Source organism: Marinobacter halophilus, from assembly GCF_003007685.1.
GTDB lineage: Bacteria > Pseudomonadota > Gammaproteobacteria > Pseudomonadales > Oleiphilaceae > Marinobacter > Marinobacter halophilus.
The window spans coordinates 77,063-101,885 of record NZ_PXNN01000013.1 but is presented as its reverse complement, the minus strand read 5'-3'; the positions used below and the strand labels follow the sequence as shown (position 1 = coordinate 101,885).

Annotated in this window: 22 protein-coding genes; 17 read left to right on the top strand and 5 right to left on the bottom strand. The window is 59.5% G+C overall.

Translation table 11 applies throughout. The annotated features are described in order from the left end of the window. Positions 1–11: 11 nt before the first annotated feature. Positions 12–2,489, top strand: coding sequence for an amidohydrolase family protein (locus tag C7H08_RS10300; RefSeq protein WP_106671662.1), 2,478 nt, complete (start codon positions 12–14; stop codon positions 2,487–2,489). Between the two features lie 62 nt (positions 2,490–2,551). Here the strand turns inward: C7H08_RS10300 and C7H08_RS10295 are convergent, their stop codons facing one another. The 4 genes from C7H08_RS10295 to C7H08_RS10280 all read right to left on the bottom strand — a co-directional run bounded on the left by C7H08_RS10295 (position 2,552) and on the right by C7H08_RS10280 (position 8,292). Then, a complete protein-coding gene (locus C7H08_RS10295; RefSeq protein ID WP_106671661.1) occupies positions 2,552–4,108 on the bottom strand; it encodes a methyl-accepting chemotaxis protein in 1,557 nt (518 codons plus the stop codon). 221 nt (positions 4,109–4,329) lie between these two features. Continuing rightward, positions 4,330–6,411, bottom strand: a complete 2,082-nt coding sequence (locus C7H08_RS10290) for an Ig-like domain-containing domain (RefSeq protein ID WP_106671660.1) — start codon at positions 6,409–6,411, stop codon at positions 4,330–4,332. Between the two features lie 16 nt (positions 6,412–6,427). Further along, entirely contained in the window at positions 6,428–7,519 is a 1,092-nt protein-coding gene (locus C7H08_RS10285; RefSeq protein ID WP_106671659.1) for an OmpA family protein, read from the bottom strand. A 176-nt stretch (positions 7,520–7,695) separates the two neighbouring features. Then, positions 7,696–8,292, bottom strand: coding sequence for a hypothetical protein (locus tag C7H08_RS10280; protein ID WP_106671658.1), 597 nt, complete (start codon positions 8,290–8,292; stop codon positions 7,696–7,698). A gap of 173 nt (positions 8,293–8,465) precedes the next feature. Between C7H08_RS10280 and C7H08_RS10275 the strand changes: the two genes are divergently transcribed. The 16 genes from C7H08_RS10275 (at position 8,466) to C7H08_RS10200 (ending at position 23,740) form a co-directional block, all read left to right on the top strand. Continuing rightward, positions 8,466–9,848, top strand: a complete 1,383-nt coding sequence (locus C7H08_RS10275) for a hypothetical protein (RefSeq protein WP_106671657.1) — start codon at positions 8,466–8,468, stop codon at positions 9,846–9,848. Between the two features lie 205 nt (positions 9,849–10,053). Then, complete coding sequence (locus C7H08_RS10270; protein WP_106671656.1) at positions 10,054–10,272, top strand: hypothetical protein; 219 nt, start codon at positions 10,054–10,056, stop codon at positions 10,270–10,272. Between the two features lie 50 nt (positions 10,273–10,322). Then, complete coding sequence (locus C7H08_RS10265) at positions 10,323–10,769, top strand: TadE/TadG family type IV pilus assembly protein (protein WP_107524645.1); 447 nt, start codon at positions 10,323–10,325, stop codon at positions 10,767–10,769. A gap of 58 nt (positions 10,770–10,827) precedes the next feature. Then, complete coding sequence (gene cpaB, locus C7H08_RS10260) at positions 10,828–11,727, top strand: Flp pilus assembly protein CpaB (RefSeq protein WP_106671655.1); 900 nt, start codon at positions 10,828–10,830, stop codon at positions 11,725–11,727. Further along, positions 11,717–12,913: a type II and III secretion system protein family protein gene (locus tag C7H08_RS10255; RefSeq protein WP_227663102.1), complete on the top strand. Its 1,197-nt coding sequence runs from the start codon at positions 11,717–11,719 to the stop codon at positions 12,911–12,913. The genes cpaB and C7H08_RS10255 overlap by 11 nt, the downstream gene beginning before the upstream one ends. Positions 12,914–12,927: 14 nt before the next feature. Continuing rightward, on the top strand, positions 12,928–14,100 hold the full coding sequence (locus C7H08_RS10250; RefSeq protein WP_106671654.1) for a CpaE/TadZ family protein: 1,173 nt from the start codon (positions 12,928–12,930) through the stop codon (positions 14,098–14,100). Between the two features lie 11 nt (positions 14,101–14,111). Beyond that, positions 14,112–15,311: a TadA family conjugal transfer-associated ATPase gene (locus C7H08_RS10245; protein ID WP_106671653.1), complete on the top strand. Its 1,200-nt coding sequence runs from the start codon at positions 14,112–14,114 to the stop codon at positions 15,309–15,311. Continuing rightward, positions 15,308–16,222 carry a type II secretion system F family protein gene (locus C7H08_RS10240; RefSeq protein WP_106671652.1) on the top strand — a complete coding sequence of 305 codons (915 nt, stop codon included), beginning with the start codon at positions 15,308–15,310 and terminating at the stop codon, positions 16,220–16,222. The genes C7H08_RS10245 and C7H08_RS10240 overlap by 4 nt, the downstream gene beginning before the upstream one ends. Beyond that, complete coding sequence (locus C7H08_RS10235; protein ID WP_227663101.1) at positions 16,215–17,087, top strand: type II secretion system F family protein; 873 nt, start codon at positions 16,215–16,217, stop codon at positions 17,085–17,087. The genes C7H08_RS10240 and C7H08_RS10235 overlap by 8 nt, the downstream gene beginning before the upstream one ends. A 35-nt stretch (positions 17,088–17,122) precedes the next feature. After that, a complete protein-coding gene (locus C7H08_RS10230; protein ID WP_106671651.1) occupies positions 17,123–18,001 on the top strand; it encodes a tetratricopeptide repeat protein in 879 nt (292 codons plus the stop codon). Beyond that, complete coding sequence (locus C7H08_RS10225) at positions 17,991–19,808, top strand: Tad domain-containing protein (RefSeq protein ID WP_106671650.1); 1,818 nt, start codon at positions 17,991–17,993, stop codon at positions 19,806–19,808. The genes C7H08_RS10230 and C7H08_RS10225 overlap by 11 nt, the downstream gene beginning before the upstream one ends. A gap of 29 nt (positions 19,809–19,837) precedes the next feature. Continuing rightward, positions 19,838–22,249 carry a GAF domain-containing SpoIIE family protein phosphatase gene (locus C7H08_RS10220; RefSeq protein ID WP_106671649.1) on the top strand — a complete coding sequence of 804 codons (2,412 nt, stop codon included), beginning with the start codon at positions 19,838–19,840 and terminating at the stop codon, positions 22,247–22,249. Then, a complete protein-coding gene (locus tag C7H08_RS10215; RefSeq protein ID WP_106671648.1) occupies positions 22,191–22,616 on the top strand; it encodes an ATP-binding protein in 426 nt (141 codons plus the stop codon). Before C7H08_RS10220 ends, C7H08_RS10215 begins: the two co-directional genes overlap by 59 nt. Beyond that, positions 22,607–22,975 (top strand): STAS domain-containing protein, encoded by a 369-nt coding sequence (locus C7H08_RS10210; RefSeq protein WP_106671647.1) that lies wholly within the window; start codon positions 22,607–22,609, stop codon positions 22,973–22,975. The genes C7H08_RS10215 and C7H08_RS10210 overlap by 10 nt, the downstream gene beginning before the upstream one ends. 14 nt (positions 22,976–22,989) lie before the next feature. Next, the gene (locus tag C7H08_RS10205; RefSeq protein ID WP_106671646.1) at positions 22,990–23,388 is read left to right on the top strand and encodes a hypothetical protein; all 399 of its coding nucleotides are present in this window, start codon (positions 22,990–22,992) and stop codon (positions 23,386–23,388) included. 58 nt (positions 23,389–23,446) lie between these two features. Next, positions 23,447–23,740: a hypothetical protein gene (locus tag C7H08_RS10200; RefSeq protein ID WP_106671645.1), complete on the top strand. Its 294-nt coding sequence runs from the start codon at positions 23,447–23,449 to the stop codon at positions 23,738–23,740. Positions 23,741–23,780: 40 nt separating this feature from the next. Here the strand turns inward: C7H08_RS10200 and C7H08_RS10195 are convergent, their stop codons facing one another. Further along, a complete protein-coding gene (locus tag C7H08_RS10195) occupies positions 23,781–24,788 on the bottom strand; it encodes a putative solute-binding protein (RefSeq protein WP_106671644.1) in 1,008 nt (335 codons plus the stop codon). Positions 24,789–24,823: the final 35 nt, after the last annotated feature.

The window sequence follows — 24,823 nt, the reverse complement described above, 5'->3', positions numbered from 1 at the left end:
GGAGACATCCCGTGGTCACATCAGTTCGCCAGCGCCTGCTGGCTTCGTTGGTTTGTGCAGGTTCTCTTCTGGTGTTGTCGGGTTGTGGTGGTGACAGCAACGACTCATCGCCCCAGCAACACGCCGAACAACGCCCCGCGCCGGCCAACCCAGGCCAGTCGTCACCGCCCGGCCAAAGCCCGGGAACCTACGCCTACGCCAATACCCGTTTTGCCCTGGCCAATGGCTGCTATAACCTTCAGGCCGATGGCCGTTATATTTCACAAGGGGCAGGCCAGTCCTACGGAGTAACCACTGACTCCGCTCAGGCCGCCCGGTTCTACCTGCGGCCAACCGAGCTTGGCGCCTATCTGCTGATGTCCGATTACCAGCGCGAAGCGGGCCAAGCCGGTCAGTTCGAACTGCTGGGGATCAGTGATCCCGGTGGCGAATTTCTGGATACCACTGGCATGTTCATTGGCGAGCTGAGCTATCTGGTGGCCGGCCTGGGCGACACCACCAACCTGGTGCTGGACCCGATTGCACCTCTCGGTGGCCTTCTCCGGGAGCTGGGTGAAAGCCTGGAATTCGCCGGCGATCAGCTGGCCAACGCAGACGTGCGCCCCCGGCTTGCCACCGTAAACGCCCCGAATGATCTGGCGGTGTGGAAGGTCAACAAACTGCAAAACAGTGAGTATACGCTCACCTCCGCCATCACCGGCCTGATGCTGGGCACCTCAGACGAAGGCTTGACGCTGGCATCGCCATCCCTGCGGGCCGAAGGTAACGCCTTCACCTTTGTTGAAGCCCGGGGCTGTGCGGATTATCCGGAAGCCGACCTCAGCCTGGAAGTGGCCGACAAGCGCGGCCCAGCGGTGTATCTGAAAGAGGTCGACCGCTTCAAAAATATCAAAGGCATCAAGAACGACGATATCTTCGGGTACGCGGATGCTCACTCCCACATTTCTGCCTATGAATTCATCGGCGGCCGCGTTAACTACGGCGCACCGTTTCACAAATTCGGCGTTACCCACGCGTTGGAAAACTGCGAAGTGGCCCACGGCCCCTGGGGCACCACCGGGTTTGTGGAGCTGGTTACCAGTGGCAGCGGCCCCCACGACACCCAGGGCTGGCCCACCTTCAACGACTGGCCCCGTTACAACTCCCTGCAACACCATCAAAGCTATTACCGCTGGCTGGAGCGGGCGCATTACTCCGGCATGAAAATCCTGGTGAATCACCTGGTGCACAACGAAGTGCTTTGCGCAATCAACCCCCAGAAGCAGAACGATTGCGACCCCATGGAAGCCATCCTGCTGCAAATCCAGCGCATGTATGAGATGCAGAACTACATCGACGCCCAACACGGCGGGCCGGGTGAGGGGTGGTTCCAGATCGTCACCAGCCCGGCACAGGCCAGAGAAGTGATTGGCGACGGCAAGATGGCCGTGATTCTCGGCATCGAAATGTCGAAAGTCATGCGCTGCGGCGAGTTCATGGGCGTTGCCGAATGCACCGCACAAGACATCGTCGAGCGTCTGGACCAGCTCTACCAGCTGGGCGTTCGCAACATGTTCCCGGTGCACAAGTTCGACAATGCGTTTGGTGGTCACTTGCCGGATCTAACCTCCGGTGTCGGCATTGGCCCTGTGCTCTATGCCGGCAACCTGCTGGAAACTGGCCATCCCATCGAATTTGAGGAATGCCCGGAAGGCACCGAATTTGTGGGCGACGAAACCGACCAGAATGCCCAGATGCAGCCTTTCGGTATCCTTGATCAGCTGTTGTTTCAGCTCGATTACCTGGGCGACCGCTTCCCGCAGACTCCGGAAGAAATGGCCGCGCTGGACCCACGCCAGGGCACCGAACACCTGTGTAACCGACGGGGCCTGACCGACCTGGGCGACTTCCTGATCCAGGAACTGGTGCGCCGCAAGATGATGATCGAAACCGACCACATCAGCCGCAAGGCCGCCGCTCGCATCCTCGACATCACCGAAAAGCTGGATTACCCGGTCATCAACAGCCACGGCGGCTGGGGCGGCACCGAAGCCCTGCGCGACCGCATCGCCGCCCAGGGTGGCATCACCGCCTCCTTCGGTGGCGTCCGTGAGAACTGGGTCGACAAACTGGTCCGGGATGGCAATCGCCCCCGCCCGGATGACCAGAAAGTCGGGCCCTTCGGCGGTGCCGGCTTCGCCTCCGACGTAAACGGTATCGCACAGCTCGCCAACAACCCCGGCAGCGCAGAAGACGACGCCAGGCTCTACCCGTTTACCTCAATAGACGGCCGCGTGGTGTTCCACAAACAAACCACTGGCGACCGTGAATTCGGCCTCTACGACGGCCGCGGCGTCGCCCACTACGGCCTCTACCCGGACCAGATCGCCGACATGATGCTCCACTCCGACCGCCCACAAGGGCTGATCGACGACGCCGTCAACCAACTCTTCACCTCGGCCGAAGCCTACCTCCGCATGTGGGAACGCATCGAAAACGCCCCTCTATGAAATTGGGGTCAGACCCCCGGACATTTCGCTCCATCAAATGTCCTGGGGTCTGACCCCAACTTTTATTTGAAGCGGACGACCAGCTCGTGCAGGTCTTTGGCGATGTCGCCCATCTCGCGCACGCTTTGGGTGGATTCCTCACCTTTGACCAGATTCTGTTCGGCCATGGTTGAGATGCGTTCCACCTGCTCGTTGACCTGATCGGATACCTGAGCCTGTTCCTCCACTGCCGTGGCCATTTGCAGGGCCATCTCGGCGATGGTCGCGACAGACTCGGCGATTTCAGACAAACTGGCCTGTGCTTCCAGCATTTTCTCCAGGCCGTTATCTGCGGCTATTACGCCGGTTTCAGCCACCTGAACCGATTGCTCAGACTTGCCAACCAGCTCGGAAACCACGCCGTGAATTTCTTCGGTGGATTCCCGGGTTCTGCGGGCCAGATTGCGCACTTCATCTGCCACCACCGCAAAGCCCCGGCCATGCTCACCAGCCCGCGCTGCCTCAATGGCCGCGTTCAGGGCTAGCAGGTTGGTCTGCTCGGCAATGTCTTCAATGATCTTCGCGGCGGAGGCAATCCGGTGGGTTTGCTGGGCAAGGTCGTTAACCGATTGGCCAATGTTGTGAACCGTCTGCTTCAGGTTCTCAATCGCTACCCCGGTAGAACTGATCGTGGCGACACCCCGGTCAGACGCCTGGCGGGCGCTGTCTGCCTTGTCGGCGGTCAACTGCACATTTTGTGATACTTCGCCGATGGTCACCGACATCTCATGGATTGCGGCAGCGACTTGTTCGGTTTCCTGTTGCTGCTTCTGCATGGTTTGCTGGGTGTCGTAGGCAATCTCAAGGTCCCGGGTGGTGTGCAACCTGACCGCAGCGGAAGAATCTTCCAGCCGGGTCAGTACGGCATCCAGGTGCGCTTTCTGCGCCATCACCGCCACTTTCAGCCTGCCCAGGCCTAGTCCGTGATCGGTATAACTCTGCGCGGCCAGGTCACTGCTAAAGGTTTTGCCCATCTGCTCCATGACTGAGTTGATGAGCTTCGTGCGAGACATGGACGCCGATACATGCCGCCCCACAAACGCGACCGCCAACAGCCCCGCGGCCCCGTCAACCTGTCCGGCGCCATACAAGAGCGCGGCGGCCACAAGGCCAAATCCGACAAGAGCATGGTGGATAGAAGGCGTGAGAGACTGAAGCTTGCTCCGGTGATTGCCAGCCCGAATGCCTGCATACAGCTTTTCGGCTCGAGCAACATCCTCCCGGGCAGGGCAGGAGCGAACCGACTCGTACCCGATAATATCCCCGTTCTCTGTCACTGGCGTCACGTAGGCACTTACCCAGTAAAAATCGCCGTTCTTGCACCGGTTTTTAACCAGCCCCATCCAGGGCTTGCCGGCTTTCAGACACCCCCACATCTCGTCGTAAGCCTCGGGTGGCATGTCTGGGTGACGAACAATGTTGTGGGGCTGGCCAATCAGCTCCTCACGGTTGAAACCGCTGATATCGACAAACGCCTTGTTGCAGTGCTGGATCTTGCCTTTCAGATCGGTGGAAGAAATCAGCTTTTGATTTGGCGAGAAGGTGCGCTCGTTGTTGGTAACGGGCAGGTTTTGTCGCATAAAAACTCCCTGAAGCGCAATTATTGTTATTTGGTAATCTCGTTAGATCATATCGGCGCGGTTCCCGACTTCTCCATAAGCAAATTGTAAGCAAGTGTTCAAGTACAGTTATAGAAAGAAATTGGGTGTTTCGCTCAAAAATAAAGAATGGGGTCAGACCCCAAGACATTTGACGGTGCCAAATGTCCGGGGGTCTGACCCCAAAGATCCCGAAGGTCGGGTTAGAGGTTGAAGAGGCCGCCGATCAGGCCTGTGAGGGTTTTGGGCAGTTCGGTCAGGTTGGCTGGGTCGAACAGCGCTGTCAGTGTGTTGATGGCCTCTTCCGGGTTGGAGAACAGTTCGATCAGGTCTCCAATCAGGGGCAAGCTTTCCAGGTCACCCTGGTTATCACCAAGGGCCATCAGCTGCGCGATCAGGTCGCCGATCAAGGGCAAATCACCTTCGCCGAAGTTCGCCGGGTCCAGCAGAGTGAGGATCTCGCCCAGCAGCGGCAGATCGCTCGGTTCAAACGGCGTGTCCATCTCGAACAGGTTTTGCAGCCCTTCGATAAAGGTATCCGCAAGGCCAAACTCACCGCCTTCCGGGAAACCACCGGCATCCAGCAGGCCGATCAATTCACCAATCAGCGGCAGGTCTTCCGGGTTGGGCATGCCGCCACTACCACCATCCTCAGGGAAGAGTTCCAGTAGGGTATCGAACAGTGCGCCGCCCAGATTCAGCACGCCATTGGGGCCAACAAAGGTTTCAAAGCCGTCCAGCACGGTGATTGAAGCCAATCCACCCAGGTCAACCCGGGCCAGAGAGCCCTGCAGCAGGCCAATGTCGGCCAGTGCTTTGGTGTCGTGCTGGTTGGTCAGTTCACCCAGTACCGGGATTTGTGAAACGGCATCCAATACCGTCAGCAGGCCATCTTCCAGCGGGGCCGGCAGTGGCAGCCCGTTATCGTCCACCAGTCGCAGTTGCAACAGGCCCCGGTCATTCTCTTCAAACAGGTCTGCCAGCTCTGGCGGTACGGTGCTCATATCGCCGGAGGCCAAGCCCTCGATCAGCCCCAGCAGCAGGTCTGGTACCTGTTCCGGATTGCCGCCGGTAAAGGCATCGGCCAGGGCTGTGATCTGGCTGTGCCCCAGGCCGAGATCCAGCGCCAGGGTGCAGTCAACGCCGGGTTCACCGTTATTCACGGATTTCGGGTCGCAGACGGCAACCACGCCGGTCAGGAAGCTGAGAAAATCAATGTCGTCCACAGTGTTGGTGGGCATGCCGCCGAGGCTTGAGGCGCCATTCAGCGCATCAGACAGCCCATCAATCAGCGGTAATTTCAGAATCAGGGCGTTATCCAGGCTGTTCAGGCCATCCTCAGAATCACCGAAAGCCAATGGTTCCAGCAGGGTGCCACCGAGTTCATTGAGGGCTGCACCCAGTAACGGAATTTCGCTGATCACACCGTCGTTGAGGGCAAGAACCAGACCACCGGTGCGGAACACGAACGAATCCGACGTGTCCATGCCGTTGCCCGCAAGGTCGGTAATGCCGCTGTGGGTGGTTACCCGGTAGTAGGTTTGGCCGGCCAAACCCTGATCAGGGGTAAACTCAACCGAGTTGCCAACCACATTGGTGGTGCCAGACACCTTACCCACCAGGTTGCCGTTATCATCCAGCTCTTCAATTACAAAGGTGTTCTCGTCCACCGAGGTAGGGTCGACCGGTTCATCGAACTCCACAAAAACGCGAGTTTCCTCAGAGGCCATGGTTTCGCCGCTTTGCGGGCTGGAAGCCACCACCACCGGGCCCGTGGTGTCTTGCTCAACGGTGTCTCCGGTGGTGAAGTCGGCAGATTTTTTTGCCGCCAGCGATTTGCTAGTACCGGCATCTGCGCAATCCGCGCGCAAGCCGGACAACGCCTCAATGGTGTGCTCGGTGTTGCCGTTCAGGTCTCCCAAAGGGTTCAGCACCAGGGATTTGCCGACCACCCGAGGGCTGCCGTCTTCGAGTGCAACCTGGTTGACCCCGGCCAGCAGACGAACGTTCCCGTCCACGCTGGCAGGGTCAAGATTGGCGTTAAAGGTAATCCGTACATTGCTGTTCACGGCAACGCCGGTGGTGCGGTCGGTGGGCACAAACTCGGTCACCGCGAAGGTGGTGCTGGTCGATTCGCAGAACTGTGCCTGCTCGGTCTGGGCCCGGGTAGGGTCCTCAGGAACGGTAACCCGTGGGTCACCCGGGCCATCACTGCCACCGCAGCCGGCAAGGGCCAGGGATGAAACAATACCAAGTACAGCCAATGAGCGTTTTGAAATAGTCATGGTCGCGTCCTGTGCTTTACTTCTTCATGATTTCGGTGTGCTCGCCGGAGACAATGGCCTCCACGCGGCGGTTTTGGGCACGCCCTTCCGGGCTGCTGTTCGAGGCAACCGGTTGGGATTCACCCATGCCGGTGGTGGTGATGCGGGCAGACATAATGCCGAACTCGTCGATCAGCACTTTCATCACCGCATCGGCCCGGCTTTTCGACAACCGCTGGTTGTAGCTGGCGGGGCCGGTGCTGTCGGTATGGCCTTCAAGCAGAATGGTGGAGGAAGGGTACTGCCTCATTACCTCGGCCAGTTTTTCGATTTCCGGGAAGAACTCCGTGCGGACGGCTGTCTTGTCATGCTCGAATTCCACATACAGCGTTTCGCGAATTTCCCGGGTCAGCTCCTTGGCGCAGCCGTCGGCATCAACCAGGGCGCCCTGTGGCGTGTTGGGGCACTTGTCCAGTTCGTCGATGACACCGTCACCGTCTGAATCCTTGGGCGGTGCAACCGCAGCCTTAGCCTTGATCGCAATGTCTGAACGGGGGGCCGCCGGGAATTTTCGGTTGAATAGATAGTGCACACCGGCGAAGTACTGGCCGTCTACATAGCCGTCTTCCAATTCGGTGCGCGCACGCACGCCGGCTTCAAACAGGAACCGTGGGGCCATCATCCGTTGCAGGCCGCCTTCCAGGTAAAGGCTGTCTTCGTTCTTGCTGCCGCCACCGTCGATATCCAGGTTGGTGTAGCTGTAACCGCCACCCCCGAACGGGCGCCACCCGCCCAACCGGAATTTGCCCGGGTGCACACGGCCGCCGAGTGAAAAGCGCCAGAGGTCCACATCGACATTATTCACCCGGGTTTCTGGCTCGGCGTAGCTGGCCTGAGTAAACAGACTGACGTTTGGATTGAATTGGTGGGTAAGGTTAAGGCCACCTTCCAGATAATTGTCCAGGTTGTCTTGCACTGCCGATTTATTGCGGGAGTTGCCAGAGTCAACGTAGCTTCCCTCCACGCCTACCGAGGTGTAGCTGATCGGGAAGTTCTCGGCGCTTACCGCCATGCCCGGAATCAGCGCGGCGCCACACAGTGCAGCAAGAGCCAGAATGCGTTGTTGCATGAGTTCGTCTCCTTGTAATTAATACTCAAAACCAGTATAAATTGTATTATGCGATATTCAAACAAAAGATTACAAACTTTTACATTCGGCAAAAGAATGATCATCGGGACTCCCGGCGGAGCCCGGGTGTCTAAAATGAAGAGAATATTGTGAGGGAGTCGTTAACCGCGGAGGGCTCAGGTGTGATCAGGAAGGCTGAAACGAAGGTTGGTCTGAGGGGGAATAACCGTGATCTGGTCCGTCAGAATGGCGTCAAGGTTATAGATGGTGACAAACTTGGCGGTGCCGAAGCGGGTGACGGCGTCGTAGGCTATGGCGTTCAGTTCCCGGTAGGGCTCCTGTTCGACCAGTCTATCAAGCAGATCCATGCGGTTAGACGGTTTGCGTGGGAAATCTTCACGGGGCGCGCACTCGTTGTCCAGCCACTGGTTCCAGTGCCGGTTAACGTCGTCGAGCACTTCCCGGTTAGCCCGCGACGGCAGGTTAAGGAAACGGCAAGAGTTGAAGGTCGACAATTTATGTTTGTTGCTGTCCCACTCGCCGATGTCTACTTTAATGTCGGCAAAGCAAACGCCGAGGCCGGAGCTGGCACTTTCACGGACAGCGGCACCAATCAGGCTGCCAGGCCCCTTATTGCCGTACAAAAGGGTAATGCCCTTGCGCGGAAGCTGAAAATCCGCGCCCTGGAAATAGTCAGGCTTGCTGACCGTATACTCCTCGGGCTGCTGTTCGCCCTCAAAGAAAAAGAATGTTTTGGTACCTATGGCAGACACAGTAATTGGCTACTCCGGAGAACCAGCGTGATAACAGCAAGTTGTTGTCAGGTGCCGAGTCGGCTGTTCAGCTTCGTATGGTAACATCGAAAATTATGATAGAAAAATGAAAGCCTACTGTTTGTGAATCAGTAAGGATAATACTAAAGAGTCTGCAAGGATAAACAAGAAACATGGCTAGAAGCGAACTCACTCACCCATCAAAACCGATCAATGGTCAATCCCTGTTGAGCTTCAAAGCAGTACTGGAAAGCTACCTCGGCGGTGGTGAAATCCGGGATCTTGATCTGGCCATGTTAATGAACGTCCCGCTTAACCGGTTAAGTCAGCTGAAAAGGGCAAAAAGCACCATCGAAACGGTGGGCCGGGGCATTGTCGCAGACGAAACCCTGGACCTGGTCGACGGCGAAGATGACGTGGTGGCAGAGCTGCCAGGCGTGCGGCCAAATCAGGCCATTCTGGTCCGGCTGTTGCTGAAGCATCCGGACTGGGTGCCGATACCGCTGCGCCCGTCGCATCCGGAGGTGTTTTCGCTGCTACAGCCTTTCATGCCCGGTTCCGGCGGCTCAGACGAGGGCCGGGCGCCCAACAAAGCCGGGTTTGCTCCGCTGTTTGGCCGCTCCTATATATCCTCCTATAAAATGTTGGCTGAGGGTGCGGACGGCGCCCAGGGTGCGGGGCTGCCCGTTACCCGGCTGCAGTTGCTGGTGGTTACCAAATACGCCCAGGCCTTTGCCGGTGTGCTGCAAACATTGGTGGGTAAGCAGTCACAGGTGCCCGCCGAAGTGCATCGGGCACTGGCGAACACCACGGGCTGGGCCTTGCTGCGGGAGCGGGACTCATTAACGGACTGGATGAATGACGACCAGTTGTTTGAGTTTGAGACCGCAGTCAACCGTCGTTTCCGTGAGTGGTTTGATCAGCACTATCTGCAAGTGCTGGAAGACGAAGCCGCGTCACGGGATGTCAGCCCGGAGCTGGCCATAGAGAAAGGTAAGTGGACCAACACCGCGGCCGTGTCTGATCAGAAAATGGCCGCCTACAGCCGGGCCACGCGCCCGATTCTGGGCCGGAATGACAGTCCGTTTTCTTTGTTCAGAGAGAGCTTCGGGCTCACCAGTGCCGAGTCTTACTGGGTTCTGGGCATCCAGATCAAGGCCTTTTACCGCTTTCGCCAGCGGGCTGATCAGCGCATTGATGCCCCCACCTCTATCCTGCTGCGTTACCTGTTCCGCTATCCGGAAGACATCGGCTTGTTCATGCCAGCCCCGGCGTCTGGGCGTGATATCTACGAAGCCATCCAGCAGGAAGGTCCAGACTTCAAGCTGAGCCAGCTGGCGCCGTTGTTCGGGGCGTCCCGGGTAATGAGCTACGAGTTTGCCGAGCCAGGCGCCGCCTGTCCGTTTTTCGCACGGCGCCTTGCCACCATTTTCTGGCAGCAGAAACAGAAGGGCGAGCCCGCGTACCGGGTGCTCCGGGAGTGCGTAGAAGAAGAAGTGATAGCGCGGGGTCTGGACCTCAATCAGTTCTGGCGGGATGGCCGTTGGCACAGATAACAACAAAAGTATGAATTCAGGCAAATAACTTTACAAAGTTTTTCAGTTATAACGATGTCCTGTCCGGATATTGCAGCTACGATGAAATTGTGACAATGGGAATGATCATCGGATCGACCCAGTAATACTGTACGCATCCGTTTGGGGCGGGATCACCCAGACCAAGAAAAATAAAGAATTTATTTGCATGACTGGAGAGTTTTTTATGACCATTTCCGAAATCAAAAGCACATTGTCGAAATCCTTCCCGGGTTCCCGGCAGAAAGGTGCATCCTCGCTGGAATATCTTATGCTGGGAGCGGTTATTGTTATCATCCTGGGCGTTGTTATTACTCAGGGGGATACCATTGGCGGCATGATCGTCGGCGTATTCGAATCACTGATGGGAGAGGCGCAGGTAACGCCGGACGGCGCGGGCGGGTAAAGCGTTTCTTATGCCAGGCCCAGAAATCCCCACACCCGGTTGTCATAATTATGATAAAAAAGAATCGAGGCGTCGTCGCCCTGGAATTCCTGATGATCTTCCCGATGATCGTAGCGATCGTCTACGGAGCGGCGGGATACGGTGTACTGTTTTATAATAAGTACCAGATGCAGGTGGCGGTCGATCGGGCGGCCGCCTCCGTGTTCTCACTGGATCGCCGGGAACACGGAGCCTTCTCCGAGAGTGCCATTGCTTACAGCGGCGAGGTGTTGGCGGCGCTCAGTGCCCGGCTGCCCGCGGCCTCGGCGGACCACCTGTCCATCCGGGAGTGCAAACAGGTTGATCACGGCGGTACCGGCGGCGTGCAACTGCTGGAATGCATGCTGGTGGCAGACGCCGGCGAATCCTCCTTCCTGCCCCAGGTCCGGTTTCCGGGTATTGGCGCCTTTCCACCCATGCCCCGCCAACTGACGGCACGCTCATCTATCGCCTTCTGATCTCATCACCGGTGCCCGGCACAGCAAGCCCACACTGCCAGCTCTAAGGACAGGTTACATGAGGACAAAATTCATTTACGCAGTGCCGTCTCTGGTTCTGGCCTTATTGGCCATTGGCCTGGCGGTTTACGGCCTGATGCAGGCGCCAAGTGCCGTGTCGCCCAAGCCGGCGGCGGAACACCCAGATGCCCAGTCCACTCCATCGCCGGAAGACCAGGCACCGGTGTACCGATATCTGGTGGCCGTGGTTGATCTGGACGCGGGCACCACGCTTGAAGCCGAGCACGTTCAGGAATTCGAGCTGCCTGTGGAGTTGGCCAGCAGCATACCGGCGGGCGATGCCCCTTTTGGTGACACCATCAGCCGCCCCCTGCGGGCCGGCATGCTGTTGTCGCAAGATCTGATCAGTGGCGGTACACCACTGCAACTGTCGCTTCGCGACGGTGTGCGGGCCATGGCGGTCGAGCTGACGTCACTGTCCAGTATTGGCGGCATGATTCAGCCTGGAGATCACGTCGACATCTACGGCACCTTCCGAGGCGCCGGTAGTGCCGATGCCGGTACCGCGCGGCTCCTGCGAAATGTCGAGGTGCTGGCGGTCAGGGGAACGCTGGAGCCGGGCAGCGACAGTGGCGATGACAATCAGCGCCGCAACCAAACCATGGTTCTGTCCGTACCTGAGAAAGACGTTGCGCGCCTGGTGCTGGCGGCTGCCGAAGCCCGCCTGAATTTTGTTGCGTCGAAACCCGAAGATAGCCCGGCCGTTGCGCTTGAGGCCGGCGCGGCGCAAACACCTCCGGCGGATGATCAGCAGGTCACGCTTATGGCAGACATTCGCCCGGTCGCTCGTGCCAAACCCGCGCCGGCCCCTCAGCAGAGAAAAGCCCCGGCCAGAAAGCCTGCGCAAGAGGTCAAAATTTACGAAGGTTCCGGCTCAAGGAGCGTCTATGTTCGCTGATCACAGCTCTATTCACTGGGGCCGTCGTTCCGTGCCGCCACCGAAAAGCTGGCTTGCCCTGCTGATGTGCCTGCTCGCGGCCCCGGCCCTGGCGGATACCGATCGCGTGTCGATCGCGCCCGGTGAGCAGCACGTACTGAGCTTTATGAAGCCGCTGGAGAAAATCTCCGTGTCCAACCCGGATGTGGTGTCGGTGACCGCCACCGGCAACCGGGAAGTGCTGGTGACCGCTGAAGCCCAGGGGTCGGCGATTGTCCGGGCCTGGCTGAAAGGCGAGGGCGCACCGCACCAGAGCAACTTCCGAGTATCAGACCTGCTGGGCGCCAAAAGCCCCTTGCCCATGCAAGTGCAAACCGACATTCGCGTGGTGGAAGTCAACCGGTCTGAGCTGAACACCCTGGGTGTGTATTACTCCCGGCTGTTCAACGGTGGCAGTTCCAGCGTCACCATCGCGCCTCCGGGCAGCGGAGCGCGCGGTTTCGGGCCGGCGGATGCAGCGGCGGCCGGCCTGGGTGCCGAGGGCTTCAACCTGTTCAGTTTTGGCTCCAGTTCCCTGAGCATCATCAACGCACTGGAATCCGGCGGCTTTGCCTACACCCTGGCGGAGCCCTCGCTGGTCAGCCTGAGTGGCCAGACCGCCACCTTTCTCTCCGGCGGTGAATTCCCCATTCCGGTGTCTTCCCGAGACGGCGATGTCCAGATCACCTTCAAAGAGTTTGGTGTCAGCCTGGCGCTGACCCCCACCGTGATCAGTGAAGATCAGATTATTCTGAAAGTGGCCCCGGAAGTCAGCGAGCTGGATTTCTCCTCGGGCGTGTCGACCGGCGGCGTGTCGGTTCCCGGCCTGCGCATTCGCCGCACGGAAACCATGGTGTCTATGGCCTCCGGAGAAAGCTTCATCATCAGTGGGCTGGTCAGCCGGTCGACCACCAACCGCAGTGATCGGGTACCGGGGCTGGGCAACCTGCCCATACTGGGCGCCTTCTTCCGGTCAGACCGGGTCGCCTCTGAAGACAAAGAGCTGATCATGGTGGTCACACCCCGGCTGGTGAGCCCTCAACAAAAGCTGCCGGCCGAGGTCCGCAACTTTGGTAAAGAATACGAGTACAGCAGCACCGGCTGGCTGGACATGGTCGTCAACGCCCGCAAGGCGGGCGAACCAATCGAAAGCGGACTGAGCTGGTAAAAGGAAAGGCACCGATGAGTGAAACCATAATCTGTGTAGCAGACGACGTAGGCGCCCGGGTCTGGCTCGAGCGCGCACTGGGCGCTGAGTGGCACCTGGAATGCGTCAGCTCTACCGACCTTTCCCGGGTCAGCCGCCTGGTGCAGGCCACCGGCACGCCGGTGGTTATTGTGGCCATAGACGACAAAGACGCCAACCGCGCCCTGAAAGTCTTCGCCGCCATCCAGAAAGCCTGCGTGGGCGCCCAACTGGTGGGGGTTGCCCACCGCCTGTCGCAAGACCTTCTGCTCAACATCATGCGGGCTGGCGCCCGCGACTGCCTGATCACCGGCGTAGACTCAGACACCGCCCTGGAACGCGTTCGCCGGGTAGCAGACAGTGCCGCCGTTACCGTCAACAGTGCCCGAGTGAGCCGGGGCATGATCACGCTGGTCACCTCGGCGTCGCCGGTGGTGGATGCCCGGTTTTTCAGTCAGAACTTTGTCGCTGAACTGAACGAGTTCCACGCCGGCAAAACGCTGCTGGCTCTGGACACCAGTTCCGAGCCCAATCGAACCTTCTACTTCGACAACCTCAGCCGGTTGACCATGGATGAGTTGATCACCCAGGGCGACAGCATCGACCGCTCGTTTATCGAAACCGCGCTTGAGGAATACCAGCCGGGCCTGCGCCTGTTGTCTGGCCAGGTCGGCGCGGACCTGCTGCACGGAGACTCGGCGGCGGATCTGTACATCGCCATCACCCAGCTGGCGGGCCTGTTTGATCACCTGGTTATCCGGGTCGATTCGGCCCACACCCAGGCCTGGCTGAAGGCCATCGGCGCCAGTCTCAGCCGGGTGATCAATGTGATTCACCCGGCGGTAGACCAGGTGCAGGCCACCGAATCTTTGCTCAAAGACATGCGCGAGTGGCTCGCGGACGAATGCCCGGTACTGGTGGTGGTCGACGGCTATGAAAAGCGCGCCAGCCTGTCACTGGCCGACATCGAAAAAACCATCAACCAGCGCTGCGACCTGACCTTGCCGCTGGAATGGCGCTACCGGCTGGATGCCATTAACGCCGGCGTGCCGATATCGAACCTGCTGCATAAAAGCGGCTACCACCGCAACCTGGGAGGCTTCGTGCGCAAGCATTACGCCACCGGCGAAGAGCCCCGAACGTTTTCCCTTAAACGCGTCGCAGGCTGAGAGAGCAATTTATGGCTACCCGTGTTGACGACGATTACCAGAACCTCAAGAAAAACGTTCACAGCTATGTGATTGAGCGCCTGGATGAAGAAGGCATCGAGGTAGAGCGCGTCGACCGGCAACAGCTGCACCGGTTTATCCAGTCGTCGGTGGACCATTACGTCTCTACCCACCGGGTTCCCCTGGCCACCGCCGACCAGACCATGCTGGTGCGGGAAATGGTCGACGAAGTGGTCGGCTTCGGGCCGCTGGAGCCGCTGCTGGCAGATGACCAGATCAACGACATCCTGATCAACGGCGCCCGCAATATTTTTGTGGAGGTTGCCGGGGTGCTGCAGAAAGTGCAGGTCCGGTTTATCGATGACGATCACGTGCTGCGCATCATCCGCCGGGTACTGGCGCCCCTCGGCCGGCGCCTGGATGAAAGCAGCCCGATGGTGGATGCCCGCCTGCCGGACGGCTCCCGGGTTAACGCCATCATTCCGCCGATTGCGCTGGATGGCCCGTCCATGTCGATCCGCAAGTTCACCAACAAACACCTGACCGCGAACGAACTGGTCAACCTCGGCTCCATGACCCGGGAATGTCTGGATTTGCTCTCGGACATCGTCGAAACCCGCCGCAACCTGCTGATCAGCGGCGGCACCGGCACCGGTAAAACCACCATTCTCAACCTGCTCAGCGAGTTCATTCCAAAAGACGAACGCATCGTCACCATTGAAGACTCTGCCGAGCTGCAGCTGAACCATCCTCACATCGTCCGGCTGGAAACCCGCCCCGCCAACACCGAAGGCACCGGCCGCGTCACCGCCCGCGATCTGATCGTGAACGCCCTGCGGATGCGCCCAGACCGAGTCATTGTTGGCGAAGTCCGCTCCGGCGAAATCATTGAACTGTTGCAGGCCATGAACACCGGCCACGAAGGCTCCATGAGCACCATCCACTCCAACTCCGCCAAAGACGCGCTGATTCGTATTGAAACGCTGCTGGCGGTGAACGGTTACGATGCCGGCGAACGCGCCATTGCCCGGCTGATCGGCTCATCGCTGGACGCCGTGGTACAGCTTACCCGCCTGCCCAATGGCCGCCGTATGGTCAGCGAAGTGGTGGCCCTCAGCCCCACCAAAGCCGACCCCTATCACATGGACATTCTCTACCGCTCCAGTGAACTGGACTGGCTGCCGCCGGAAGAACTCGAGGTGGCTCCGTGAGCACCCAGCTGATCTGGCTGGCGTGCCTGCTGGCAGGGCTTGGGGCCTTGATTGTGATCATGCTCCAGCTGGTGCTGGGGCGGGTGCAGGTAGCCGGGGATCTGAAACGGCGCACCGCCAACCGCCTGTCTGCCGAAGTGCCGGTTGAGAAAAAAACATCGGTGATCGATCTCGGGCCGCTGGAAAACGTGTTGTTACGGGCGGGTTTTCACCTCAGCGGTACCCGCTTCATGCTCATCGTCGCGGTGGTGGTGGCGGTGTTGCTGGCGGTTCTGGTTTTCCGCGGGCCGGTCGAAGCCGCCGTCGCGATTTTCTTTGTGGTCACCGTCTCGGTAACCACCTGGCGAGTGAAGTTCGAGCGCCAGCGCCGGCAGATATTCGAGGAATTGCCCGGCATTCTGGACGGCATGCTGCGCTCCATTTCGGTTGGCCGGTCTGTGGAGCAAAGCATTGTCACCGCCTTCGCCGATGCCTCCCCGGTGTTTGACCCCATGGTGTTCCGCCTGAAAAACGCCGTTAGCCAGGGCCGGGATTACACCCTGGTGCTGGATGCCTTCGCCAGCTTCTACCAGATGCCGGCGTTTACCCAGGTGGCCATTGCCCTGCGCACCTCCACCCGGTTTGGCTCATCGGTCAAACCCGTGTTGTTCGAAGTCGCCAAAGCCATTCGGTCCCAGCAGGAGTTGCGCCGGGAATTTATGGCCGCCACCGCCGAAACCCGGTTTACCGCCGTTACCTTTGCCATCATGCCGCCGGGGCTGGCGGTTTACATGGTGGTGGTGAATGAACAGTTCTCTGAAAAACTGCTGCAGTCTGACATCGGCCACACCTTGCTGATGATCTCCGGCGGCCTGCAGCTGCTGGGCATTCTGATGATCTGGAACCTGATCAGGGGGGTGGGGCGTGGCTGAAATCAGTTTGATGATTGCGGCGGTTCTGGCCCTGGCGTCGGTGGTATTGGCGTTTTATTACGCCCCCCGCTGGGCCCTGCGCGCGCGGGTACACGCCCGCCTGAGCCGCCAGCGAGTGGTGATGGACGGCGACAGCCACGATTCCGCCCTCAGCGAGTTTCTGTTCTGGCTGATCGACCGCAAACTGTTTGCCTCCGACTTCCGGGAGCTGGAAGCCCCCCTGGACGCCACCGGCAAAACCCCCATTCAGGCTCGCCGGCATTATCTGCTCTGGTGCTGGGTGGTGCCATTTGTGGTGGCGGTGCTCGCGTTCCGGTCGATGGACTTTGTCATGGCCAGCCTGGTGCTGCTGGCGGGGTTCTACCTGCCCCGGCGGTTTATCCGCAGCGCCGGCGGCGACGCGGAAAAACTGCAGAACCGTGAAGCCATCGAGCTGTGCAACATGACCAGAATGTTGATGGAAGCCGGCTTGAGCCCCGAACGTTGCCTGAAACTGATCTCACACCAGGCCCGGGAACTCATGCCCCGGCTGATCCAGCGAATCGACCGCTTCAACCGGGTAATGGAAAGCGGCGCCGACCGCACCGTGGCCCTGGAAGAGCTGGGCCGGAACCGCAACCTGACGGTGTTGCGCAGCTACGTCGCCCTGATGAAACAGGCCGGTACCCTGGGCTCGAAAGTAGCCACCGGGCTGGATCAGATCGTCGAAGAAGCCCAGCACGAAGAACGCAGCAAACTCAAAGAAGACACCAACAAAATCGGCGCCAGGATGACCGTCATCATGATGATCTTCATGCTGCCGTCTCTGTTCATGTTGATTGGCGGCCCTGCGGTGCTGTCGATTCTTGATGCGTTTCAGCGTTAACCGATCACCGCCATGACAAAGGATACCTTCTGACCATGTGGGCACTTAGCAAATCACAACAATGGCAGCGCGCCGCCTCAAAGCTGAGCGTTGTCGGGCTCGGGCTGGTGCTGGCCGGGTGTTCATCGCTGGCGACCAAAGACCAGCCGCAGCAAGACCCGGTCTACCTGATCAACTGCTCGGAGGTGGTTCAGCCAGAACACCGGGTAGAGCTGGACGCCATCGACGCCGCCATGGAAGACCGGCAGTACTACGCCGCGCTGGCCCAGCTGGAGGCGCTGTCTTTTGGTACCCAGGCGCACTGGTTGCGCTGGGCCCAGCTGCTGGGGCAGGTGGACCAGCTGGATGACTCCGAACAGGTGTTTCAGGAAATCGTCAACGAATGCGGCTCGTACCAGGCATTGCATGGCCTGGGGGTGGTCAAGGTGAAACAGGGCAACAGCATACAAGCGCTGGCGCTGTTGTCTGAAGCCAAAGACAAGGCTCCCGCCAACGGCGATATCCGCAACGATCTCGGTTACGTACTGATGCAGACCGGCCGCTACGACCGGGCCGCCTTCGAGTTGCGCACCGCCTATGAGCTGTCCCGGGGCAGGGCGTCTACGCGGCAAAACCTGATCGCGGCCTATTACCTGAACGGCGGCAACGCGGCGATTCAGCAATTGCAGCAACAGGTCGACCTGACCGATGACCAGATTGTCGCCGGTATCCGGCAGGCGAACCAGTTGGCCGGGCTGTCGTTTAACCCGCCACCGCCAGCCGGGGCCACAAAAATCCTCGACGACCAGGCCCAGCGCCCGGCCAAAGGCGGTGAACTGAGTGAGCCGGTAATGGTGAATACGCTGGAACGACTGTCTGATTCATTCCGGCAGCCCATACCTCAGCGGATTGGGGAGTCTTCCCGTGAAGACTAAAGCCAGCCAGCGCGGCGCGCTCATCTTTGCCACGCCGCTGCTGCTGGCGCTGGTGTTCATCTTCGGCACCCTGATGATCGACGGCGCCAGGTTGCTGCTGCTTCAGTCTGAAATGCAGTCCATCGTCAATTCCGCCTCAACCGCCGCCGCCGACGAGGCCCAGGCCTGCGGCGGCATCGACCCCGGCTGGAACAAAATGCTGCAACGCACCTTACTGGCCGCCGAAGCCGCCGGCTTTGACGGCGACCCCGAGGCCCTGGACATCGTTCCCGGTGTCCTGCGCCCGGGCGCCGCGGCCAACACCCCGATGCGTTTCTCCAGCCGCGACGCCACCACCCAAATGGCCCAGACCAATGCCGTTATGGTGCGCTACACCCGCGAAGAACCGGTGTCTTTTCTGCTGCCGACGTCCGTGTTCCCGCCCATCACCATTTCAGCCGACGCAGTAGCCCGCAAAGAAGTCTATGCCACGCTGAGTGCGGCGGGTTCAACCGCCAATGTCGAAGGCGGGCTGCTGGGCAGCCTGGTTGGTGAACTGATCGGCGTGCCGGGTTACTCACTGAACGCCACCGATCTGCAAAGCCTTGAGAACACGCTGGTCAGCCTCGGCGATCTGTTGGCTGGCCTGGGCGTTGACCGGCTAACCGATCTGGTAGACGAGCCCCTGCTTGATGTACTGAGTTCGGTGGCCATCCTGGCGGGCGGAACGGCTTCGCCTGCGGGCCGGTTGGTGGACGATCTGAGCTCTGCGGTTGGTTTGTCTGGCCTGAATGCCTCAGCGGTTTTCGACGTACTGGGCGAGCCACCGGGCTCTACCGATGCCAATATCCCGGTCTACGACTTCGCGGTCAGCGTGATTCTGAACAGTGTTCGTGCGCTTAACCAGTCCGGGGCAGGGCTGTTGTCGCTCACCCTGGACACCAGCCAGTCTACCGTGCTGAGTGACCTGGTCGGGAGCAACGACTTACTGGGCGATATAGACCTCACCCTGAAGCTGTTGGTAGATGAACCACCCAAAATCGTGATCGGGCCGGCTCGCAAGGACAGCAACGATCAATGGCTGACCACCTTGCGTGCGGCAGATGTCAGTGTCGATGCCTCGGCAGACCTGCAGCTTGCAACGGGTGTTATCGGTGATCTGGTTTCTACCTTGTCATTGGGACTGGTCAAAGTGGATGTGCTGGACAGCATCCGGATTCCGCTCGGCGTTCAGGTTGGCGGCGGCCGAGCCGGGCTGGTCGGGGCCAATTGTGCAGCGGGTTCCGACAACCGCACGCAGTTTGATTTGTTGTTGCAAACCAACGTCAGTAACATCGAAACGGGCTCCATTGATGGCGCCACCGGCCAGATTGTGCCCGACAGCATCCATGCCTCTATCCTGAGGCTGCGAGACCTGCTCAACATCGTCAATGTGGACGTGTGCGTGGCGGCGGATCTCGACGTTGAGGTGAGCTCAGCGCCAACGGTTGAGCAACTTCAGAGCTATAATCTGTATTGCCCTGGCGGGCAGTGTGAAATCCAGGAAATGGTGGCGGGCAGCGGGGTCGACAATGCAGACATCAACCTGCACAACCTGTCGCTCCTGAATTGCAACTCCGGTGGCAGCACCAGTGATATCGATGCCGTGCTGGCCGGCCTGGTTTCGCCCCTGACCGCTTTGCTTGAGCTGGTGGCTGAACAAACCCTGGGCAACGTGCTTGCACCGCTGCTCTCCGCCCTGGGCGCAGACCTCGGCGGCATGCACGTGCGCGTGCTCGGCGCCGAACAAACCGGTTCCCAATTAGTTGAGAATGTCGTCTTTGAGTAAGCAACCCGAACCACCAAAGAGCCCCCGGTATGTTTGAGGGGAACGCCTTGCCGGCGCAATTGCTGCAACCGGAGCTGCTGCTGGTGGCCGTGCTGGCGCTGGCCTTGCTGGCCGCCATCCTGCTGCACTGGCGCGCCCGCCGGCGTATGCGGGCGCGTGAACAACAGTTGGTGAAAGCAAATGACGATGCCCAGCGCCGGCTGCGGTCGTCGCTGTCAGACACCCGCGCCATGCTCGATCAAGGCTCTGCCGTTATCCTGGTGTTTGATCGCAGTACCCTCACGCTGCTGTTTGCCAACCGCCATGCTCTGGAACTGTTTGGCTGCGACACCGTTGAGCAACTCTCAGACACCGTGCTTATGCGGCCTGACGCCTGGCAGCCCTCGCCCTATTCGCTGCTGGACTTCGAGCACTGGGCCGGCATGCTCAAGGCCTCCGGGTTTATGCGCCAGGAGTGGCTGTTCAGCGGGGCCGATCAGCAAGGTGTGTGGATGGACTGCTACCTTAGCAACACGGTATTCGAGGGTCGCCTGGCCCGCACTCTGAGCGCCAACAACATCCACGCCTACAAAATAACCCGGGCCGCAGACAGCCTGAGAAGTCGCATTCTGACCGGCATCAGCAGCAGTGCGCCGCTGGAAACCCTGGCCGACAGCCTGTGCAAACTGGCCGAAATCAGGCTGCGCGACACCCGCTGCCTGATCACCCGTTACGACCAGCAAAAAGACAACCTGACGCCCCTTGGCAGCAGTGGCCTGGCCAAGGAATTCAAAGACGCGCTGCCCGCCATTCCGGCCCGTTACGGCAGCACCTCCATTGGCACCGCCGCCTACACCCGGAACCCGACCGTGTGTGAATCCATCAAGGATGACCACCGCTGGCAGGGCTTCACCACCGTGGTGGATGCGCTGGGCCTCTGTGCCTCCTGGTCTGAGCCCGTGATCAGCCAGAAGGATGAACTGCTCGGCGTGATCACCGTGTTCAGTCGCCAACCCACGAACCCGAGCGCACAGCAGGTGGAAGACCTGGCCTCCATCGTCTCGCTCACCGGCCTGGCCATCGAACGAAAACAATGGCGCAAAGCCCTCGAAGCCTCCGCCGCCAGCGAGCGGTTTATCCGGCAACTGGGGGTTGATCTGGTCAACCTGCCCAGTGGCGAGGACTTCGAACCCAACCTCCGTTACCTGTTGCACCGGATTGTGTCCCATTACGAGCTGGGAGCGCTGGCGCTCTGGGAGCGCGACGGCGACGACCAGAGCTTCTCCTGCCTGGTGTCGCTGCAAGACAACACCCGGGCGCAGGGCCAGCCGGAGGCCTCGCTGGTGGCACCGGAGGCGGTTCCAGAGCCGGTAATAACCGAAGCGCTCACCGCCGGCAGTGCCGACTACTTCACCCCCCAGGATGCCCTGTATCCGCGTGTAAGGCTGACCGAAGAAGCCAAGCCCATCCTGCTGGCGCCGCTCAGTGATGGCCAGCACGACGACAGCTTCATCGGGTTTCTGGCGGCCCAGTCGAAATACATGTACATCGCCCAGGCCACCATTGATCATCTGCTGGTAATCGGCTCGATGATGCGCACCGTGCTGTTAAACCGCCGCCTGGTGCGTTCTCTGGCCAGCGACATGGCAACCGAGCAGCGCGAGCGCAAAAAGCTGGAAGTGGAGTTGTCGGTGGCCCGCTCTATCCAGATGTCGATGGTGCCAGGCGCCGGGCACTTCCGGGAACGATACCGCAACTGGACCCTCGAAGCCTGGCTGCAACCGGCCCGGGCCGTGGGTGGCGATCTGTACGAGCTGATCCGGCTGCCCAGTGGCAAGCTGCTGATTGCCGTCGGCGATGTCTCAGACAAAGGCGCCCCGGCGGCGCTGTTCATGGCCAGAACCGTCAGCCTGCTCAATTACCTGGCCAGATCCATGGACGGCGACCTGGTCGGCATCTCCCGTGCCCTCAACAACGAGCTGTGCCGCTCCAACGACGCCTGCATGTTTGTCACCATGGTGATGGGGGTGCTGGAGCTGAAGACGGGCGAGATCCAATGGCTGAACGCGGGCCACAGTGCGCCCATGTTTGTCGATCACAAAGCACCGCCCAGATTCTGGCCAGGGAACCCTTCGGCGCCGTTCGGCGTGTATGAAGATGTAGACTACGCGGTGGAGAATGCCAGGCTTCAGCCAGACCAAAGCATCACCCTGTACAGCGACGGCGTAACCGAAGCGTTTGACCAGAACGGGCAGGAATTTGGCGAGGAGCGTTTGCTCAACCTGGGCTACCGGGCGGCAAACCAAGGTGAAGGCCTGCTCACCTATATGCGTGAGCAGCTGTTGTCTTTCGCCGGGAGCGCCCCTCAATCCGATGACATAACACTACTGACGATACAACGCCATGGCACTATCCATCCAGTCCAACGAGACAGTAGCAAGCATCCTGCAAAAAATTCGTGATCACTACGGCGCCCAGTGCCTGAATAACGACAGGGTCAACGAATGCTACACCATCATCGACGAGTTCCACTCCAACATCCGGGAGCACGTGGCAACAAAACTTGACAGGTGTCAGTGGCATCTTGAGATAGTGTGTAATGATGGCATTATGCAGCTGGAGTTCGAATACGCCGGCCCTTACTTTGACCCGACCAAGGCCGAGCCAGTGAGTGAACAGCCACTGGAGTCCCGGCCTATCGGTGGGCTGGGGCTTGCCATCGTGGCGCAGCTGAGCGATGCGATGAACTATTGTTACCGGGACGGTGTCAACAAACTCACGGTAACACTCGATACCAAAAGCTCCAGGGAAGACGATACATGCCACTGACGATTACTGAGCAATACACCTCAGACGAGGCTCTCAGCCTTGAGTTGCAAGGGTCGCTCGACAGCGACACCGCGCCCCAACTGGATGAACGGTTGTCTGACGCCATCGGCCCCACTACCCGAGTGGTGGCGTTCAATATGGCCGGCGTTAGCTTCATCAGCTCGGCCGGGCTGCGGGTAATCTTCAAAACCCTCAAGCTCATGAAAGCCCGCAAAGGGCAGGTCAGCGTCAGCCAGATGAGCGCAGGCGTCAGAAAAGTATTTGAAATTGTAAAGCTCATGCCGGATCTCACCGTATTTGCCAACCAGACGGAAATGGACGAATACCTGGCAGCCATCCAACGGCGTGAAGAGTTGTAAATTCAGGAGGCATCATGGCTGTTGTTCTTGACGGAACAGTTGCAATTCAACGAGACCAGAACGGTGAAGTCGCCAACGTAATCTGGTTTCTGTACGGCCTGCCGCACTCCGGCGGGGCACCGAAAGACGCCGTGTTTCTGCATGAATCTTTCGGCAAACAGTCGCCCCAGATGGTGGCGTTTGATCTGGACGGTGAAGAATACGTGATTTACGCCGACTGGGGCTCCTCTGACGATGCCGGCCAGGCCCATGAAATCAGGACCTTCTACCAGAAATTTGGCTATATTCTGATCTCTTGCCTGCGCGACGACGTAGTGTCAGACCAAGGTCTTGTACGCAGAGAGTGGATAACACCTGTAAAGTATTATGATGATTATGTGACAATGGTTAGCGAACTTGCCAAAGTAAGCTAATATTATCTGAGTCTGATAACGCGAACATCGACAGACAAAATATTATCGGGAGGCGATCATGCGCCAGGAATACCAAACAGCCTACCTAAACGCCGTGCGGGACATCACCGCCAACGGTGGCTCCGTGTATCTGCTCAATGGGCAGGAACTCCGGGCACGTTCAGGTGAGGCCGGCGCAGGGTCAAGCGAACGCCACATGCCGCCCGAGCTGCGCCAGCAGGTGCGGGATCTGTGCGAAGGCTCGCTTGCGGTCTCGGATCTGAGTGCAGAACAACTGAATAAACGCGATCAGAAAGCAGGTTCAACCAGCCATAAAACGCTGGGCAGCAAAGCCACCTCGAACACCGACTGAAGCCCCCGCGCCGTTAAACGGGCAGGGGGGCCTGGCCCGGTTACTCCCGGTTATCGGCCGTACACTCCGCCGCGCCGGGATTGCTGGCGCACCGAATGTTGGCCATCAGGGTCAGCATGCGTGGGTCATACACCGACGGTGCATTGTTCGTGCCGTCGCGCATTTCCAGGCGGTTCTCCCGGAACATTTCCTGATAACCCACGATGTCCTGCTGGGGAATCCGGATCCATTTGTCATCCGGAATCGCGGCTTCCTGATTGATGATCAGGTTCATCACCTGCGGGTACATGTCCCAGGCCGCTTCCCGCGCTTTCTGGGCGGTGTCACCGTCAATAATGCCGTCCCGGGCAATCACCTGCACCGTCAGCTGGGCCAGCGGGTAGTCCACCACGCCACCTTTTGGTTCAATGCCTTTGTACAGCTCCAGTGCCTCATAAGCGAAGGCGGGCGCGTAGGCGGTATCCACCGAACCGTTATTGAACTTGCCGGCGAAGTTGGTGATGTCTGAGGGCACCACCGTGGCCTTCACATAATTCACCATGTGAATGGCGTCTCGCTGGTAATCCAGTGTGGCCATGCGCTTGCCAGCCAGCGCCCCGGCGGTGTTGATGGAGCGGTCGTTCACGAACAGGTAACCGGCGCCAATCGGGAAAATGCCCAGTACTTCGTAGCCATCACTCTTCATCAGATCGGCCGCCCTGGGCTGAGACAGGGTTGCCAGCAGGGTTTCCAGGTTGTCGTAGGAGGGCAGGGCGCCCACCGCACTGATCGAGCCGGTAAACTTGTTGAACGGCCGGGTTCTCAAATCCGTGGCGGCCACCGCGTCACATTGCCCGGCGTTGAAATCGCCCACCGCCACGCCTTCATCGGTGTAAGGCTTGAGCTGGAGATTCACCCCTAACGACCTCATCTCCAGGGCGTAATCCTTCATCACGTTGAACACGTCGCCGTTGGCGCCGATCACATCAAATACACACACAGACAGGCTATTGGCCGAGGCCAGCGGTGCGGCACAGGTCAGCGCCACCGCGCCAAGAAATTTTCGCATAAGGTTCACTCCGGTTATGGCTTGTCATTGTTTTC

What these genes read in the sequence shown, in the direction of transcription:
- C7H08_RS10295 (WP_106671661.1), bottom strand. Translation starts at nt 4,108, where the DNA reads ATGCGACAAAACCTGCCCGTTACCAACAACGAGCGCACCTTCTCGCCA.
- C7H08_RS10290 (WP_106671660.1), bottom strand. Translation starts at nt 6,411, where the DNA reads ATGACTATTTCAAAACGCTCATTGGCTGTACTTGGTATTGTTTCATCC.
- C7H08_RS10285 (WP_106671659.1), bottom strand. Translation starts at nt 7,519, where the DNA reads ATGCAACAACGCATTCTGGCTCTTGCTGCACTGTGTGGCGCCGCGCTG.
- C7H08_RS10275 (WP_106671657.1), top strand. Translation starts at nt 8,466, where the DNA reads ATGGCTAGAAGCGAACTCACTCACCCATCAAAACCGATCAATGGTCAA.
- C7H08_RS10270 (WP_106671656.1), top strand. Translation starts at nt 10,054, where the DNA reads ATGACCATTTCCGAAATCAAAAGCACATTGTCGAAATCCTTCCCGGGT.
- C7H08_RS10265 (WP_107524645.1), top strand. Translation starts at nt 10,323, where the DNA reads ATGATAAAAAAGAATCGAGGCGTCGTCGCCCTGGAATTCCTGATGATC.
- cpaB (WP_106671655.1), top strand. Translation starts at nt 10,828, where the DNA reads ATGAGGACAAAATTCATTTACGCAGTGCCGTCTCTGGTTCTGGCCTTA.
- C7H08_RS10255 (WP_227663102.1), top strand. Translation starts at nt 11,717, where the DNA reads ATGTTCGCTGATCACAGCTCTATTCACTGGGGCCGTCGTTCCGTGCCG.
- C7H08_RS10250 (WP_106671654.1), top strand. Translation starts at nt 12,928, where the DNA reads ATGAGTGAAACCATAATCTGTGTAGCAGACGACGTAGGCGCCCGGGTC.
- C7H08_RS10245 (WP_106671653.1), top strand. Translation starts at nt 14,112, where the DNA reads ATGGCTACCCGTGTTGACGACGATTACCAGAACCTCAAGAAAAACGTT.
- C7H08_RS10230 (WP_106671651.1), top strand. Translation starts at nt 17,123, where the DNA reads ATGTGGGCACTTAGCAAATCACAACAATGGCAGCGCGCCGCCTCAAAG.
- C7H08_RS10220 (WP_106671649.1), top strand. Translation starts at nt 19,838, where the DNA reads ATGTTTGAGGGGAACGCCTTGCCGGCGCAATTGCTGCAACCGGAGCTG.
- C7H08_RS10215 (WP_106671648.1), top strand. Translation starts at nt 22,191, where the DNA reads ATGGCACTATCCATCCAGTCCAACGAGACAGTAGCAAGCATCCTGCAA.
- C7H08_RS10210 (WP_106671647.1), top strand. Translation starts at nt 22,607, where the DNA reads ATGCCACTGACGATTACTGAGCAATACACCTCAGACGAGGCTCTCAGC.
- C7H08_RS10205 (WP_106671646.1), top strand. Translation starts at nt 22,990, where the DNA reads ATGGCTGTTGTTCTTGACGGAACAGTTGCAATTCAACGAGACCAGAAC.
- C7H08_RS10200 (WP_106671645.1), top strand. Translation starts at nt 23,447, where the DNA reads ATGCGCCAGGAATACCAAACAGCCTACCTAAACGCCGTGCGGGACATC.
- C7H08_RS10195 (WP_106671644.1), bottom strand. Translation starts at nt 24,788, where the DNA reads ATGCGAAAATTTCTTGGCGCGGTGGCGCTGACCTGTGCCGCACCGCTG.